Here is a 13,862-nt window from a genome sequence, read left to right as displayed (position 1 = left end):
TTAGAGCTCTGTAAACCTCAGGCCCGCTTCACCGGGCAGGTCGAGAGCCCCATGATCGAATAGAGCGGGCAGCTCGACATCAGGCCGGTTGCAAATGGCACGATCCCGATCAGCGTGAAGTAGCGCCACCAGGCGCCCGGATATATGAAGAACAGCGAAAGAAGCACGAGACCGGCAACGATGCGCAGGATGCGGTCGAGACCGCCGACATTCTTGGCAAACATGGTGATTTCCCTCCGTTTGGTTTGACGATGGGATGACTCTATCGCTGCCTTGCCGCCGCGTCGGTGACTTAGTCACGGGCTTTGCAAAGTCTTAACCGTCTGAAGCCCGTGCCATGCGGGCAAGCTCGGCGCGATTGATGATGCGGATCTGCCCGCGCTCATTGGCCACCACGCCCTTGGAGACGAGCGCCTCCAGCCGCCGCGACACCACCTCGCGTGCCGTGCCGATGATGACGGCAAGGTCGTGATGTGTGAGGGCGACATGCCCCTCCTCGGCCGCCCGCTCCAGAAGCGCATGCGCCAGCCGCTGCTCCACCTTCACGAAGGCCACCTGCTCCAGCACGAACATCAGGTCGCCCAGCCGGTCGGCGAAGGCTCGAAAGACGAAATTGCGGAAGGCCATCGAATCCGCCATCAGCCGCTCGAAGACGGCGGGCGGAACCATCACGGCCACGAGGTCGCTCTCGGCCACCGCCTCGCCCGAATAGGGCGCACCACCCAGCACACCGAGCGTTGTCTGTACGCAAGTCTCGCCGGGCGTCACGGAATAGAGAAGCAGTTCCCGTCCGTTTCGCCCCGTGAGGTAAACGCCAATCCGGCCGGAGAGCAGTATGACGAAACTCTGCGCGGCGTCGCCGGGCCGAAACAGCGTCGTGCGGTGAGGCACATGCATCGGCGTCAGCGCCTCCAGCGCCTGCCGTGCCTCTACATCGATGCCTGCCAGAAAGCCGGCCTGATCTGCCCAACCCGCCATGGACCACCTCTCGATTCCCGCTTATGACCATAGCGACTGGCAAGGCATTGGAGAACACGGCGCATGCAGGAAGACAGGCTTCACTACGAGGACTTCACGGAGGGCCGAAGCTTTGCGCTCGGGCCCCGTCTGGTGAGCGCCGAAGAGATCATCGAATTCGCCACCGAATTCGATCCGCAGCCAATGCATCTCTCGGAAGAAGCCGGCAAGGCCAGCATCCTCGGTGGCCTCTCCGCCTCCGGCTGGCACACGTCCAGCCTCTTCATGCGCCTGATGATCGATGCCTATGTGCTCAAAGCCGCCTCCGAAGGCGCGCCCGGAATCGAGTTCATGCAATGGCGCAAACCGGTGCTTGCCGGCGACACGCTGTCCGGCCAGTCCGTCGTCGAAGAGGTCCGCGTGATGCGCTCCCGCCCCCATCTCGGCATCGTCACCTTCGGCCATGAATTGCACAACCAGCGCGGCGAAACGGTGCTGAAGGCCCGCAATGCCGTGATGGTGCGCCGTCGCGAGATGTCGGAGGTCACCGCATGAGAATGCTCGAGCTCTATCCCGCCGGCACCCGCCTCGAACTCGGCAGCGTCACCTTTACCGCCGAAGACATCATCCGCTTCGCCGAGAAGTTTGATCCGCAGCCCTTCCACATCGATGCGGAAGCCGCAAAGACTTACGTCTTCGGTGCGCTCTGCGCCTCCGGCTGGCACACCTGCGCCAACTGGATGAAGAGCTTCATCGGCTTTATCGGACGGGAGATCGAACGCCTGAAAGCCGAAGGCATCGCGCCGCCGAAGCTCGGCCCCTCGCCTGGCTTTGCCGAGTTGCAATGGCTGAAACCCGTCTTCGCCGGCGACACCATCACCTTCTTCATGATCCCGCTGGAAAGCCGCGCCGTTCAAGGGCGAAACCGCTACATTCTGAACTCGGCCCTCTCCGAAGGGGTCAACCAGCACGGCGAAACCGTGCTGCGCTTCAAGAGCAACCTGATCGAATTCTTCCCCGACGAGGAACAAGCGCCATGAGCATCCACGATTTCACCATGACCGCCATCGATGGCACCGAGCGCAGCCTGAAAGACTATGCCGGAAAGGTGCTGCTCATCGTCAACACCGCGAGCGCCTGCGGCCTCACGCCCCAATACGAGGGCCTGGAAGCACTCCACAAGGACAATCCCGACCTCGTCGTGCTTAGCTTCCCCTGCAACCAGTTCGGTGCCCAGGAACCCGGCACGGAGAAGGAAATCGCCCTCTTCTGTGAGACACAGTTCGCCGTCACCTTCCCCCTCTTCGCCAAGATCGAAGTGAACGGTGCGGGCACCCACCCGCTCTACGCCTGGCTGAAGGCTGAAACACCAGGCGCTGAACAGGGCAGCGAGATCGGCTGGAATTTCGCGAAATTCCTTATTGGCCGCGACGGCCAGCCCATCGCTCGCTACTCCCCTCGCACGGCTCCGTCGGATCTTGCCGACGACATCGCCAAAGCGCTCGCCCTCTGATCCGCCATGGCCGACTTCCGCTTCCATCCGACATCTCTCAGCGGCCTGGAAGCGGTCTCGGCCACAAGCGCGCATGTCTTTCCAAAACACACCCATGACACCTATGGCATCGGCTTTCTCTCCGCCGGCGGCCAGATCTCGGCGTCCGGCCGGGGTCAGGTCGAAGCCGAAGCAGGCCAGCTGATAACGGTCAATCCGGGCGAAGTGCATGACGGCGCCCCGATCGGCCGGACGCCGCGCAGCTGGTACATGCTTTACCTGACGCCGGCCCTCCTCACAGACAGCGTATCCGATCTGGTCTCAGCGATCTCGGACCTGGAATTCGAGCTGCCCGTCTTCGCTGACAGAGATATTCGCCATCATCTCGCGGCCTTGCATCGCCGGTTTGACCATGGACCGGAAGACCTGCCGGCGGACGCCCTTCGGGAAGCGCTCGTCCTCATTCTCGGAAAGGCACTGCTTCGCCGCAGGCAGGCGGCACCTGCCCTGCCGGCCAGTCTTGCCCGTGTTCGCCAACACCTGGACGAGGATCCGACAAGCCTTGCCGATCTTTCGGACCTTGCGCGCGAAGCCGGCCTCAGCCGCTTTCAGCTGATCCGCGCCTTCCAGCGCCACACCGGCATCACGCCCCATGCCTACCGCATGCAGAGCCGTGCCAACCTAAGCCGCCGCCTGCTCATTGAAGGTCTGCCTCCCGCTGAGGTCGCAGCCGCCTGCGGTTACGTCGATCAGAGCCATATGCACCGTGAATTCCGCCGCCGCTTCGGCCTTACCCCTGGTGCCTATCGCCGCGCCCGGCTCGGCTGCAATCCTGTACAAGACCGCAGCGCCTGACACCGGCATGCTCGCTCCAGCAACGCAGGAGACCAGCATGACCCTCGATTTCCTTTTGACGACCCTGATCATCGTCGCAACGCCCGGCACGGGCGCGCTCTACACCCTGGCAGCCGCACTCGGCGGCGGACGCCGCAGCGCCCTCATCGCTGCCCTCGGCTGCACGCTGGGCATCGTCCCGCATATGCTGGCGGCAGCGCTCGGCCTCGCCGCCCTCGTCGCCGCCGAGCCGCGTCTCTTCGAACTGATCCGCTATGCGGGCATCACCTATCTCATCTGGATGGCAATCGGCCTGTGGCGAAGCGGCCTCGCCCAGGAACAGGCATCTGAACCGCACCGCGAGGCCTGGCGGATCATCCGAAAGGCGGTCCTGATCAATCTGCTCAATCCGAAGCTCTCGCTCTTCTTCCTGGCTTTCCTGCCGCAATTCGTCGATCAGGCCGATCCGGCACCCCTGGCCACCATGGGTGGTCTCAGCCTCGTCTTCATGGCCGTGACATCAGTGGTCTTCGCACTCTACGGCCTTGCCGCAGCCGCGATGCGCCATGGGCTGGTCGAGCGCCCGCACCGTATGCGGATCGTCAACCGGCTGCTTGCAGGTGGCTTCTTGCTGATGGCGGGGAAGTTGGCGCTGGCAGAGCGCTGAGACACCAGCCGGAGGTCGACCGGGCGCAGCGCCCGGTCGTTGTAAAAAGGCTCAGTGCCCCTCGAATTCCACGAGCGTGCGAACCTCGACGCCGAGCGCCTCGAGCTTCTTGCGGCCGCCGAGTTCCGGCAGGTCGATGACGAAGCAGGCAGACACGACGTCAGCGCCGATCTGGCGCAGCAGCTGTACGGCACCGACGGCCGTGCCACCGGTCGCGATCAGGTCGTCGACCAGGATCACCTTCTCGCCGGGCTTCACGGCGTCCATGTGGATCTCCATCTCGTCCACGCCATATTCCAGGCTGTAGGCGATCCGCACGGTCTCGTGTGGCAGCTTGCCCTTCTTGCGGATCGGCACGAAGCCGGCCGAAAGCTGGTGGGCAACAGCGCCACCGAGAATGAAGCCACGCGCTTCCATACCGGCGATCTTGTCGACCTTTAGACCGGCATAGGGCTGCACCAGCTCATCCACCGCGCGCCGAAACGCCCGCGCGTCACCCAGCAGCGTGGTGATGTCGCGGAAGATGATCCCGGGCTTCGGATAGTCGGGAATGGAGCGGATCGAGCTCGTGAGATAGTTCTGCGTGTCGGGGTTCATGGGGCATCCGGATTGTGTCGGGGAGATCTTGCGCGGGACCTTACCAAGAATGGTGTGGGCTCCCAATAAAAAAGGCGGCCCGAAGACCGCCTTTTTCCGTGAACGTAATCCCTTCGGATCAGTGTTCCTTGTTCGCGTAGACCGACTTCTTCGTCAGGTAGATCAGCGCGGTGAAGATCGCGAGGAACACCATGACCATGAAGCCCATGCGCTTGCGGTCTTCGAGATGCGGCTCTGCAGCCCACATCAGGAAGGCGGAAACGTCACGCGAATACTGCTCAAGCGTTTCCGGCGAACCGTCGTCATAGGTCACCTGACCGTCGGAGATCGGCTGTGCCATGGCAAGCGACTGACCGGCGATGAAGTACGGGTTGAAATAGGTGCCTTCGGCAACTTCAACGCCTTCCGGCGGATCCTGGTAACCGGTGAGCAGCGCGTGGATATAGTCCGGGCCGCCCTGCTGGTACTGGGTGAAGATGTCGAAAACGAAAGTCGGGAAGCCGCGGGTAACGCCGCGTGCCTTGGCGATCAGCGAGAAGTCCGGCGGAGCCGCACCATTGTTGGCCGCAGCAGCCGCTTCCTTGTTCGGGAACGGTGCCGGGAAATGGTCGGATGCAACAGCCGCACGGGTGAACATCTCACCATCGGCATTCGGGCCGTCGGTGACTTCGTAGTTCGCCGCGAAAGCCTTCACCTGCGCTTCCGAATAGCCCAGATCTTCCAGCGTGCGGAAGGCGACCAGGCTCATCGAGTGACAGGCTGCACAGACTTCGGAGTAGACCTTGAGGCCGCGCTGCAGCTGGCCCTTGTCGTATTTGCCGAACGGGCCGGCAAACGACCAGTCCATCTGCTCGGGCTTCAGGATCGGGTAGTGACCGGTCTGCGCAGCATGATGCGTCATCTCGGCCAGATCGCCACCTTCCGCTGCCATCGCCTGGCCGGAGAACCCGGCCAAGGCGGCGATCAGCGCGATGCTCGTGACAAGCTTTTTCATTGTTATCTTCCTCTCACGTGCTCAGGCTTGGGCAGCAGCGGACTTGCCGCTCTTTTCGAGAACCGCTTCGGTGATCGAGTTCGGGATGCGCCTTGGCGTCTCGAACAGGCCGAGCAGCGGCATGATCACGAGGAAGAAGCCGAAGTAGTAGGCAGTGCCGGCCTGCGACAGGACGACGTAGATGCCTTCTGCCGGCATCGCGCCGAGCCAGCCCAGCAGGATGGAGTTGGCAACGAAGATCCAGAAGAACAGCTTGTACCACGGACGGTAGACGGCCGAACGAACCTTGGACGTATCCAGCCAGGGCAGGAAGAACAGCACGATGATCGCACCGAACATCACGAGGACGCCGCCGAGCTTCGAGTCGATGAACAGGATGTCGAAGGTGATGGCGCGCAGCATCGCGTAGAACGGCAGGAAGTACCATTCCGGAACGATGTGAGCCGGGGTCTTCAGCGAGTCAGCCGGGATGTAGTTGTCCGGATGGCCGAGATAGTTCGGCATGTAGAAGACGAAGTAGGCGAAGACCAGCAGGAAGACCGAGAGGCCAAGCGCATCCTTCAGCGTCGCATAGGGCGTGAAGGGAACGGTATCGGTCTTGGACTTCACTTCGACGCCGGTCGGGTTGGTCTGACCGGTGACGTGCAGCGCCCAGACGTGCAGGATAACCACACCGGCGATCATGAACGGCAGCAGGTAGTGCAGCGCGAAGAAGCGGTTCAGCGTCGGATTGTCGACCGCAAAGCCGCCGAGCAGGAACTGCTGGATGCTCTCACCGATGAACGGGAAGGCGGTGAAGAAGCCGGTGATAACGGTCGCACCCCAGAAGGACATCTGCCCCCAGGGTAGAACATAGCCCATGAACGCGGTTGCCATCATCAGGAGGAAGATCACGACGCCGAGGATCCAGAGGATTTCGCGCGGTGCCTTGTAGGAACCGTAGTAGAGACCACGGGCAATGTGCAGGTAGACGGCGATGAAGAAGAACGACGCGCCGTTGGCATGCATGTAGCGCAGCAGCCAGCCGTTGTTGACGTCGCGCATGATCTTTTCGACCGAGTTGAAGGCGACGGTCGTTTCAGCGGCATAGTGCATGGCGAGCACGACGCCCGTCAGGATCTGCACCAGCAGCATGACGGTCAGCATGCCACCGAAGGTGTAGGCATAGTTCAGGTTGCGGGGAACCGGATAGGAAACGAAGCTGTCATACATCAGACGCGGCAGCGGAAGGCGCGCATCGATCCACTTCTCGACGCCGGTGGACGGCTGGTAACTCGAATGGCCACTCATTGTGTCTTATCCCCTCAGCCGATCGTGATGACAGTGTCGGATGTGAATGCGAAGGTCGGCACCGGCAGGTTCGTCGGCGCGGGACCCTTGCGGATACGGCCCGCCGTATCGTAGTGCGAGCCGTGGCAGGGACAGAACCACCCGCCGAAATCACCGGACTGGCCAAGCGGCACGCAACCCAGATGGGTGCAGGAGCCGATCATGACGATCCAGTTTTCCTTGCCTTCACCGGCCGAACGCGCGAGGTCCGTCGCATCGGCAGTGGCGTCGACATTGGCGTTACGCGCGACCGGATCCTTGAGATCGGCCAGCTGAACGGCGTTTGCCTCTTCCACTTCCTTGTCGGTGCGGTTGCGGATGAACACCGGCTTGCCGCGCCACTTGACGGTCAGCGACATGCCCGGCTCGAGCGCCGATACGTCCACTTCGATCGAAGCGAGCGCGAGCGTCGATGCGTCCGGACGCATCTGGTCGATGAACGGCCAGGCGAACGAAGCCGCGCCGACCGCGCCGGCAATACCGGTCACCATATAGAGAAAGTCGCGGCGCGTAGGCTCGGCCGCATGTTCTGTCGTTGTCTCGTGTTCGCTCACGGTCACTTTTTCCTCTCGCAATCCTGCGACATACCGCATTTGCCCCCGCAGCGGGAATCACAGTTCGGCCACTGTGCAGCCACAGATTCCCCGCCAGATTGGCGCGTTCTAAGCCCGATAATCTATTCTGTCCAGTCTTCCGCAGGCAAGGAGCCACGATGTCGCGGATTTCATGGATACCATCCCCAATTGCTTGATTTATCGCAAGTGTGAGCGGCAGTTCATCAAGCGATGCAAATGGTTGCGGGCACCGCTCGAGACGGTGAACGCTCAGGCCGTGGTAAGCTCGGTGCGGGTATCGAGGAAACCGCCGGATTGGCGGGCCCAGAGCTCAGAATAGAGCCCACCTTGCGCCACCAGCTCCTGATGGGTGCCCTGCTCGATGATCCGGCCCTTGTCCATGACCACGAGGCGATCAAGCGCCGCAATGGTCGACAAACGGTGTGCGATGGCAAGCACGGTCTTGCCCTGCATCAACCGGTCGAGATTGGACTGGATCGCCGCTTCCACTTCCGAGTCGAGAGCAGATGTCGCCTCGTCCAGCACCAGGATCGGGGCATCCTTGAGCATCACCCGCGCAATCGCGATGCGCTGACGCTGCCCGCCGGAAAGCTTCACGCCCCGCTCGCCAACATGCGCATCGAAGCCCTTGCGGCCACGCTGATCCTCGAGCCGCTGGATGAAGTCGAGCGCCTCCGCCCGCTCCGCCGCCTTCAAAAGCAGGTCGTCGCCCGCATCCTCGCGTCCGAACAGAATGTTGTCGCGGATCGAGCGGTGCAGAAGCGCCGTGTCCTGCGTGACCATGCCGATCTGCGACCGCAGGCTCTCCTGCGTGACGGTCGAGATGTCCTGCCCGTCGATCAGGATGCGCCCGCCCTCCAGATCGTAGAAGCGCAGAAGCAGGTTGACGAGCGTCGACTTGCCCGCACCGGAACGTCCGACGATACCAACCTTCTCGCCGGGCTCGATCGTCAGTGTCAGATGATCGATCGCCCCCTTCTTCCGGCCATAGTGGAAGCTGACATCCTCGAAGCGGATTTCGGGAGACTTTACCTGGAGCTTGGCCGCATCCGGCTTGTCGGTGAGACCAATGGGCTTGGCCACCAGCTCCGCCGAATTCTGGATGGTGCCGATATTGCGCATGATGCCGTTGAGCTGCGTCATCATCCGGCCGAGCAGCATGTTGAGGCGCAGGACGAGGCCCAGCGTGAAGGCGACGCCACCCGCTGTCACTGCACCGGCAAACCACAAGTCGACGGACAGAAGCGCCACCATCAGGATCATGAAGCCAGAGAGGATGGCAAGCGAAGCCCGCACGCCGGTGAGCAGCCGCGCGAACGGGCGCAGCGTGTCCTGGAAGCGGTCGAAGCCGGCACGGATGTAGTGGTCGTTCTGCCGCTCGCGGGCGAAAAGCTTCAGCGTCTGGATGTTGGAATAGCTGTCGACAAGCCGGCCATTCAGCATCGACGACGCCTCGGCCGTCTCCCGTGCATGATGGCGGATCTTCGGGACGAAGTACCGGGCCAGCACCAGGAAGATCGCCACCCAGGCGCCAATGATCGCCGCCAGCCGCCAGTCAAGCTGTGCGACCAGCGCCATGGTCGAGATCGTGTAGATCACCATGAACCACACCACCTGCAGCAATGACGTCAGCAGATCCCCGGTCGATTGCCCCGCCGACCAGACCTTGGTGACGATGCGTCCGGCAAAATCATTCTGGAAGAAGGAGAGCGACTGTCGCGCCACATGCGCATGCGCCTGCCACCGCACGAGATTGAAGAAGTTGAGGACGATGACCTGCTCCTCGACCAGCGCCCCAACCGTCACCACCAGGAAGCGCCCGATGAGGATGATCAGCGCCATGGCCAGGAGCTCGCCGCCATGCGCCGCGATCAATCCGTCCCAGCCGGCCTCCTTCGGCACCGTATCGAGAAGGTCGACCAGCCGTCCGACAAACCAGAACAGCCCCGCCTCCAGCATGGCGACGGCCCCGCCGAAGATCGCCATCAGGAAGAAGGCAAGCTTGGCCTGACGGACATAGAACCACACGAAAGCCCAGGTCTTTTCCGGCGGACGCAGATTGTCCGTCCGGGCGAAAGGATCGAGCCAGTTTTCGAAAAGGCGGGCGACAGCTTGAAACATGAAAAGCGATATAGGCGGTTTGCCCGGGACGGCAAAGCTTTTGCGCTGCAGACCAGATTACATTTTGGTCAGCATCGGCGAAACGGTCGACCGCGCCTCTGTGGCTCACCGCATCCGGCGACCGTAGAGCGCCTCGTAACGGCGGAGTGTGGCGGCATCGGCCGAGACTTCCGCAAAGACCGGCACCAGGCTTTCCGTCAGCTCTGCCCGCTGCAGCGACTGGCGTGCGGCCCCATAAAGCTGCGCCGCCAGCACCGGCCGATGGGTTCGGGCACAGCCGAAATGGCAGGCGAGCTTCGGCATCGACTTGATCGACCGCCGTGCAATGGTTTCGGCATCCGTGACCACCCGCGCGATCTTCTCGCCGAGCTGCGAAAGATAGCTCTCGCTGCTCGCCCCGACGAGCAGGCTGAGTTCGTCCGGGCCGGTCCAGTAGGCCGTATCGGTCTTGTCGATCAGCCGATGGGTGAAGCGCGCCAGCGTATTCTTCATGTAGTCGCCGACCTGAGCAAGCCCGCTGCGGTTCATCGGCTCCAGCCCGTCGATACGGCACAGCATCAGGCTCACCCCATCCTCCGGCACGCCCTCGCCGAAGATCGATGCAAGCCGCTCTTCGAGCGCGGCATAGCCCGGAAGGCCGAAGGTGAGTTGAGCCGCCAGATGCTCCTGGGCTGCAGCATCCTGCGGCTCCGGCGTCACCAGTCGCGAGACGGCCTGCAAAGCCTCGATGCAATGGCCGATCTGCCCATCAAGCGCCGCAAGCCGCTCGGTCGCCCCTTGATGCGCCTCGGCAACGGTCACCGTTCCGCTTTCCAGCGCCTTGCGGAAACTGTCCAGCGCACCAAGCGCCTCTTCGCTCACACTTTTGAGCGTCGCAAACAGAGGGCGCTCCGGCAAAAACTGCTGCGCAACCATCGACAGCGCAGCCTGGCTCACCGGTTTGGGCAGCGCGACGAAGGCTTCCCGAAGTGCCTTGTCCCGGCCCGTCAGCACCTCATAGATCAGCTCGAAATTGCGCGGCGTCAGATCAAGCCGGTTCTTGCTCAGGAATTCCAGCGCCTTTCGGCCGATGATTTCGGCCTCTCTGGCATGCGGGGCTGTGCGATAAGCGAAATTTGACATGGGATGCACCTCCGTCAGGTGTTCCGGTCAAAGCAGGCTACGCCCCAAATCGAAACCGATCGTTTCGGAGATCGCTAAAATGCAACGGGCCTGACACCTCGCCCGTCACAGGGAAACTCACTTAGTATAGCGCGTGAGATAGATGCCCGTGAGGATCAGCCCTACGCCCGCCACCTGGCCGGGATGGAACTGCGCGGTGCCGCGGGCAAGGTCGATGAGCAGCCCGGTGATCATCTGGCCGCCGATGATCAGCAGACCAGAGCGCGCCGCTCCAATCCGGGGAAAGACATAGGAACTGATCACAACGAAGCAGGCCCCGATCACGCCGCCGACCAGATAGAAGAACGGCACGTCGGCAAGCAGCGGCAGGCCGACCCGATGGAAGAGCAGGATATAGACCGAGAGCAGCAGGAAGCCGATCCAGTGGTTCCAGGCCGAGGCCGTGAAAGCTCCGCGGTCCATGGTCAGGCGCCCGTTGATCGACCGGCTCATGCCAACGGCGGCACCGCCGATCAGCGCGATGAAGACGGCTCCGAGCATCTCAGCCCCCCTTGGAGAAGATGAGGAGCGCGCTGCCGCCGATCACGCAGATCGTGGCGAGAAAGTCGAAGCGGTTCAACACGCGCTTGGGCGTGCCGAACAAGCCGAACTGATCGGAAAGTAGCCCAAACAGGATCTGCCCGACGAGCAGCAATGACAGACCACCGGCCAGCGCAAGCTCGGAATTGACGGCAATCGAGCTCAAGGCCACCGCGAAGGCACCCGGCGCGCCACCGAGATAGGACCAGAGCGGTGCCTTTCCATCAGCCGGCAGCCGGCCAGCCCGCCTCGCCACAGCGCCGTTTGCGATCAGCAGGAAGAATGCCGCGACGCCACCGACGCCATGCACCACCCAGGACGCCGTAAACGGCGTCGTCAACGCGGCAAGCCCGCTGTTGATGGTCACCATGACCGCCAGCAAGGCGCCGGCAAGCACGGCCCAAATCCAGTCGATGTATTTCAGCATGACGCTCCTGACAGGGCCTCCGGGACCGCGATCGATCAAATCGGCTCCGGATGGCCGAAGGCACCGCATAGCCGCGACGCCGTCCCGGCGACAAGCCAATTCGGCAAATGAACCGATCAGCCCCGTGAATGGAGAGCCGATCGCAAAACGCGAAACGGGGCATCCCTGCCCCGTTTCAATGTCAAATGTGTGCCGCCTGCGGCAATCAGAATTCCGACCACTCCGAGGCAACCGCCGTATTGCCCTTGAAGGCACTGGCGATCTTGCGGCCGAGCGCCCGCGCAGGCGACGCCTGCGGCCGGCTATCAGCCTGGGCCGGGGCAACCCGCGGCGCGACCATGCGCTGCGTCTCCTCGCCAAGGCGGAACTGGCCGAGCAGCTGCATCAAGGCGGTTGCCTGCTGCGCCAGACCATGGCTTGCAGCCGTCGACTGCTCGACCATCGCCGCATTCTTCTGCGTGCCCTGATCCATCTGGTTGACGGCCATGTTGATTTCCGCAAGCCCCGTGGACTGTTCGCGCGCCGAGGTAACGATCGCCGTGACGTTCTGGTTGATCTCCTGAACCTCGCGCACGATCGCTTCCAGCGCCTTGCCGGTCTCGCCGACAAGCGCCACGCCGTTCCGGACCTGCTCGCCGGACGTGTTGATCAGCCCCTTGATCTCCTTGGCCGCACTCGCCGAACGCTGCGCCAGTTCGCGAACCTCCTGGGCGACCACGGCAAAGCCCTTGCCGGCCTCGCCCGCACGGGCCGCCTCGACACCGGCATTCAGCGCCAGAAGATTGGTCTGGAAGGCGATTTCGTCGATGACGCCGATAATATTGGAGATTTCCGAAGACGACTTCTCGATCGCATGCATGGCGTCCACGGCACGGCGCACCACTTCGCCAGAGCGCTCGGCGCCCACCCGCGTCCGCCCGACCAGCGCACCGGCTTCCTCGGCGCGCAGCGCGCTGTCCTTGACCGCCGTCGTCACCTGCTCGAGCGCCGCAGCGGTTTCCTCGACGGAAGCTGCCTGCTGTTCGGTGCGCTTGGAAAGATCGTCCGCCGCTGCCAGCATTTCGCTCGCGCCTGCATCGATCGCCCGGGCATTGTCGCCGACCGCCTGCATGGCGTCGCGCAGCCGCTCGACGGAATGGTTGAAGTTGACCCGCAGCGGATCGAGATGGTCGGCAAAGCGCTCGCCGATCTCCACGGCGAGGTCCCCGTCCGAAAGCTTCTGCAGACCGCCGGCCAGCCGATCGACGGCAAACTGCACCTCCGCCGCCTCGCGCGCCTTCTGCTCTTCCCGACGCATGCGCTCGGTTTCGCTTAGGCTGCGGCTTTCCTCCGCCTGGCGCTCCAGAGTGGCGCGTTCGATCGCATTGTCGCGGAAGACGGAGACGGCTGCCGCCATCTCGCCGATCTCGTCACGGCGATCGGCAAACGGGATCCCCGTTTCCGTGTCGCCGGCCGCCAGTGTGCGCATCGAACCGGTGATCGTCGAGATCGGACGCGCAACGCGGACAACAGAGACAATGGCCGCACCGAGCGCCATCAGTGCAGCAAGGATAACGGCGGCCAGCGACAGACGCATCGCCAGCGTGGCCGAGGCATCGGCCTCCTGGCGGACCTGGACACCGGTCGCGCGGTTGATCTCGATAATCTCCTGCAGGCTCTTCCCCGCGGCGTCGCCGAGCGGCACCATCTGGGCGATGGTTTCCTTGGCCTGATAGATCTTCGAGGCCAGCGCCTGCTCGACGAAGCTTTCACCCAGCGTGCCATAGTCGGCAACGGTTGCCTTGAACGCATCGAACCGTTCGCGCACAGCCGGGAGGACGATCACCGCATCGAACTGCGCGATCGCCGCATTCAGCCGCTCGCGAGCGCCTGCGAGCGTGTCGATCAGCGTCTTCTTCTCCGCCGATGTGGCGGCCGTCAGGATCATCAGGTTGAGGCGGCGAACCTCGCCGAGAACGGAATCGATGTCCGCAATCATGATGGACCGGTCGAGGCGTCCGCCGAGCGCTTCCATCTGGCCGTCCATATCCGAAACAGAGTGGACGGCGATGGCGCCCTGGCCGAGGGACACAATCACCATCAGGCCGAAAAGGATCGGCAGAAGAAGTTTGATCTTGAGATTTTGCACCACTGAAATCCTGAATTGAAATGGAGGTAGGCGAACGGAA

The 13,862-nt window shown here is 62.9% G+C and carries 16 protein-coding genes; 5 read left to right on the top strand and 11 right to left on the bottom strand.

Features of this window, described 5'->3' with window-relative positions; translation table 11 throughout:
* Positions 1 to 17: 17 nt before the first annotated feature.
* A complete protein-coding gene (locus AC02Y0_RS04755) occupies positions 18 to 224 on the bottom strand; it encodes a YgaP family membrane protein (protein WP_476382780.1) in 207 nt (68 codons plus the stop codon).
* A gap of 91 nt (positions 225 to 315) precedes the next feature.
* Positions 316 to 978: a Crp/Fnr family transcriptional regulator gene (locus AC02Y0_RS04750; RefSeq protein WP_476382779.1), complete on the bottom strand. Its 663-nt coding sequence runs from the start codon at positions 976 to 978 to the stop codon at positions 316 to 318.
* Between the two features lie 63 nt (positions 979 to 1,041).
* Between AC02Y0_RS04750 and AC02Y0_RS04745 the strand changes: the two genes are divergently transcribed.
* From AC02Y0_RS04745 to AC02Y0_RS04725, 5 genes are read left to right on the top strand one after another with little or no spacing between them, the layout of a single operon-like run.
* On the top strand, positions 1,042 to 1,512 hold the full coding sequence (locus AC02Y0_RS04745; protein ID WP_476382778.1) for a MaoC family dehydratase: 471 nt from the start codon (positions 1,042 to 1,044) through the stop codon (positions 1,510 to 1,512).
* Positions 1,509 to 1,997: a MaoC/PaaZ C-terminal domain-containing protein gene (locus tag AC02Y0_RS04740; protein WP_476382777.1), complete on the top strand. Its 489-nt coding sequence runs from the start codon at positions 1,509 to 1,511 to the stop codon at positions 1,995 to 1,997. Before AC02Y0_RS04745 ends, AC02Y0_RS04740 begins: the two co-directional genes overlap by 4 nt.
* A complete protein-coding gene (locus AC02Y0_RS04735) occupies positions 1,994 to 2,470 on the top strand; it encodes a glutathione peroxidase (RefSeq protein ID WP_476382776.1) in 477 nt (158 codons plus the stop codon). Before AC02Y0_RS04740 ends, AC02Y0_RS04735 begins: the two co-directional genes overlap by 4 nt.
* Before the next feature lie 6 nt (positions 2,471 to 2,476).
* Entirely contained in the window at positions 2,477 to 3,304 is an 828-nt protein-coding gene (locus AC02Y0_RS04730) for an AraC family transcriptional regulator (protein WP_476382775.1), read from the top strand.
* A gap of 37 nt (positions 3,305 to 3,341) precedes the next feature.
* On the top strand, positions 3,342 to 3,950 hold the full coding sequence (locus AC02Y0_RS04725; protein WP_476382774.1) for a LysE family translocator: 609 nt from the start codon (positions 3,342 to 3,344) through the stop codon (positions 3,948 to 3,950).
* Between the two features lie 51 nt (positions 3,951 to 4,001).
* On the opposite strand, the gene AC02Y0_RS04720 is transcribed toward AC02Y0_RS04725, so the two are convergent.
* The 9 genes from AC02Y0_RS04720 to AC02Y0_RS04680 all read right to left on the bottom strand — a co-directional run bounded on the left by AC02Y0_RS04720 (position 4,002) and on the right by AC02Y0_RS04680 (position 13,822).
* Complete coding sequence (locus AC02Y0_RS04720) at positions 4,002 to 4,547, bottom strand: adenine phosphoribosyltransferase (RefSeq protein WP_102018060.1); 546 nt, start codon at positions 4,545 to 4,547, stop codon at positions 4,002 to 4,004.
* A gap of 118 nt (positions 4,548 to 4,665) precedes the next feature.
* Positions 4,666 to 5,541 carry a cytochrome c1 gene (locus AC02Y0_RS04715; RefSeq protein ID WP_102018061.1) on the bottom strand — a complete coding sequence of 292 codons (876 nt, stop codon included), beginning with the start codon at positions 5,539 to 5,541 and terminating at the stop codon, positions 4,666 to 4,668.
* Positions 5,542 to 5,562: 21 nt separating this feature from the next.
* Positions 5,563 to 6,831 carry a cytochrome b gene (locus AC02Y0_RS04710; protein ID WP_476382772.1) on the bottom strand — a complete coding sequence of 423 codons (1,269 nt, stop codon included), beginning with the start codon at positions 6,829 to 6,831 and terminating at the stop codon, positions 5,563 to 5,565.
* Positions 6,832 to 6,845: 14 nt separating this feature from the next.
* The gene (petA, locus tag AC02Y0_RS04705) at positions 6,846 to 7,424 is read right to left on the bottom strand and encodes a ubiquinol-cytochrome c reductase iron-sulfur subunit (protein ID WP_444556612.1); all 579 of its coding nucleotides are present in this window, start codon (positions 7,422 to 7,424) and stop codon (positions 6,846 to 6,848) included.
* Between the two features lie 270 nt (positions 7,425 to 7,694).
* Positions 7,695 to 9,566, bottom strand: coding sequence for an ABC transporter ATP-binding protein (locus tag AC02Y0_RS04700; RefSeq protein ID WP_476382771.1), 1,872 nt, complete (start codon positions 9,564 to 9,566; stop codon positions 7,695 to 7,697).
* A 105-nt stretch (positions 9,567 to 9,671) separates the two neighbouring features.
* Positions 9,672 to 10,688 carry a diguanylate cyclase domain-containing protein gene (locus tag AC02Y0_RS04695; protein WP_476382770.1) on the bottom strand — a complete coding sequence of 339 codons (1,017 nt, stop codon included), beginning with the start codon at positions 10,686 to 10,688 and terminating at the stop codon, positions 9,672 to 9,674.
* A 117-nt stretch (positions 10,689 to 10,805) separates the two neighbouring features.
* Positions 10,806 to 11,228, bottom strand: coding sequence for a DMT family transporter (locus tag AC02Y0_RS04690; RefSeq protein WP_476382769.1), 423 nt, complete (start codon positions 11,226 to 11,228; stop codon positions 10,806 to 10,808).
* A 1-nt stretch (position 11,229) separates the two neighbouring features.
* Positions 11,230 to 11,694 carry a DMT family transporter gene (locus AC02Y0_RS04685; RefSeq protein WP_476382768.1) on the bottom strand — a complete coding sequence of 155 codons (465 nt, stop codon included), beginning with the start codon at positions 11,692 to 11,694 and terminating at the stop codon, positions 11,230 to 11,232.
* A 205-nt stretch (positions 11,695 to 11,899) separates the two neighbouring features.
* On the bottom strand, positions 11,900 to 13,822 hold the full coding sequence (locus AC02Y0_RS04680; protein WP_476382767.1) for a methyl-accepting chemotaxis protein: 1,923 nt from the start codon (positions 13,820 to 13,822) through the stop codon (positions 11,900 to 11,902).
* Positions 13,823 to 13,862: the final 40 nt, after the last annotated feature.

This window comes from Allorhizobium sp. nf9_anc, assembly GCF_056323085.1.
The sequence above is the reverse complement of the archived record's forward strand: the minus strand, read 5'-3'. Positions and strand labels throughout refer to the sequence as shown.

Bases quoted from the DNA above. Each gene is read 5' to 3' on its own strand.
- AC02Y0_RS04735 (WP_476382776.1), top strand. From the start codon at position 1,994: ATGAGCATCCACGATTTCACCATGACCGCCATCGATGGCACCGAGCGC.
- AC02Y0_RS04715 (WP_102018061.1), bottom strand. From the start codon at position 5,541: ATGAAAAAGCTTGTCACGAGCATCGCGCTGATCGCCGCCTTGGCCGGG.
- AC02Y0_RS04750 (WP_476382779.1), bottom strand. From the start codon at position 978: ATGGCGGGTTGGGCAGATCAGGCCGGCTTTCTGGCAGGCATCGATGTA.
- AC02Y0_RS04685 (WP_476382768.1), bottom strand. From the start codon at position 11,694: ATGCTGAAATACATCGACTGGATTTGGGCCGTGCTTGCCGGCGCCTTG.
- AC02Y0_RS04725 (WP_476382774.1), top strand. From the start codon at position 3,342: ATGACCCTCGATTTCCTTTTGACGACCCTGATCATCGTCGCAACGCCC.
- AC02Y0_RS04690 (WP_476382769.1), bottom strand. From the start codon at position 11,228: ATGCTCGGAGCCGTCTTCATCGCGCTGATCGGCGGTGCCGCCGTTGGC.
- AC02Y0_RS04755 (WP_476382780.1), bottom strand. From the start codon at position 224: ATGTTTGCCAAGAATGTCGGCGGTCTCGACCGCATCCTGCGCATCGTT.
- AC02Y0_RS04720 (WP_102018060.1), bottom strand. From the start codon at position 4,547: ATGAACCCCGACACGCAGAACTATCTCACGAGCTCGATCCGCTCCATT.
- AC02Y0_RS04710 (WP_476382772.1), bottom strand. From the start codon at position 6,831: ATGAGTGGCCATTCGAGTTACCAGCCGTCCACCGGCGTCGAGAAGTGG.
- AC02Y0_RS04695 (WP_476382770.1), bottom strand. From the start codon at position 10,688: ATGTCAAATTTCGCTTATCGCACAGCCCCGCATGCCAGAGAGGCCGAA.
- AC02Y0_RS04740 (WP_476382777.1), top strand. From the start codon at position 1,509: ATGAGAATGCTCGAGCTCTATCCCGCCGGCACCCGCCTCGAACTCGGC.
- AC02Y0_RS04730 (WP_476382775.1), top strand. From the start codon at position 2,477: ATGGCCGACTTCCGCTTCCATCCGACATCTCTCAGCGGCCTGGAAGCG.
- AC02Y0_RS04700 (WP_476382771.1), bottom strand. From the start codon at position 9,566: ATGTTTCAAGCTGTCGCCCGCCTTTTCGAAAACTGGCTCGATCCTTTC.
- AC02Y0_RS04745 (WP_476382778.1), top strand. From the start codon at position 1,042: ATGCAGGAAGACAGGCTTCACTACGAGGACTTCACGGAGGGCCGAAGC.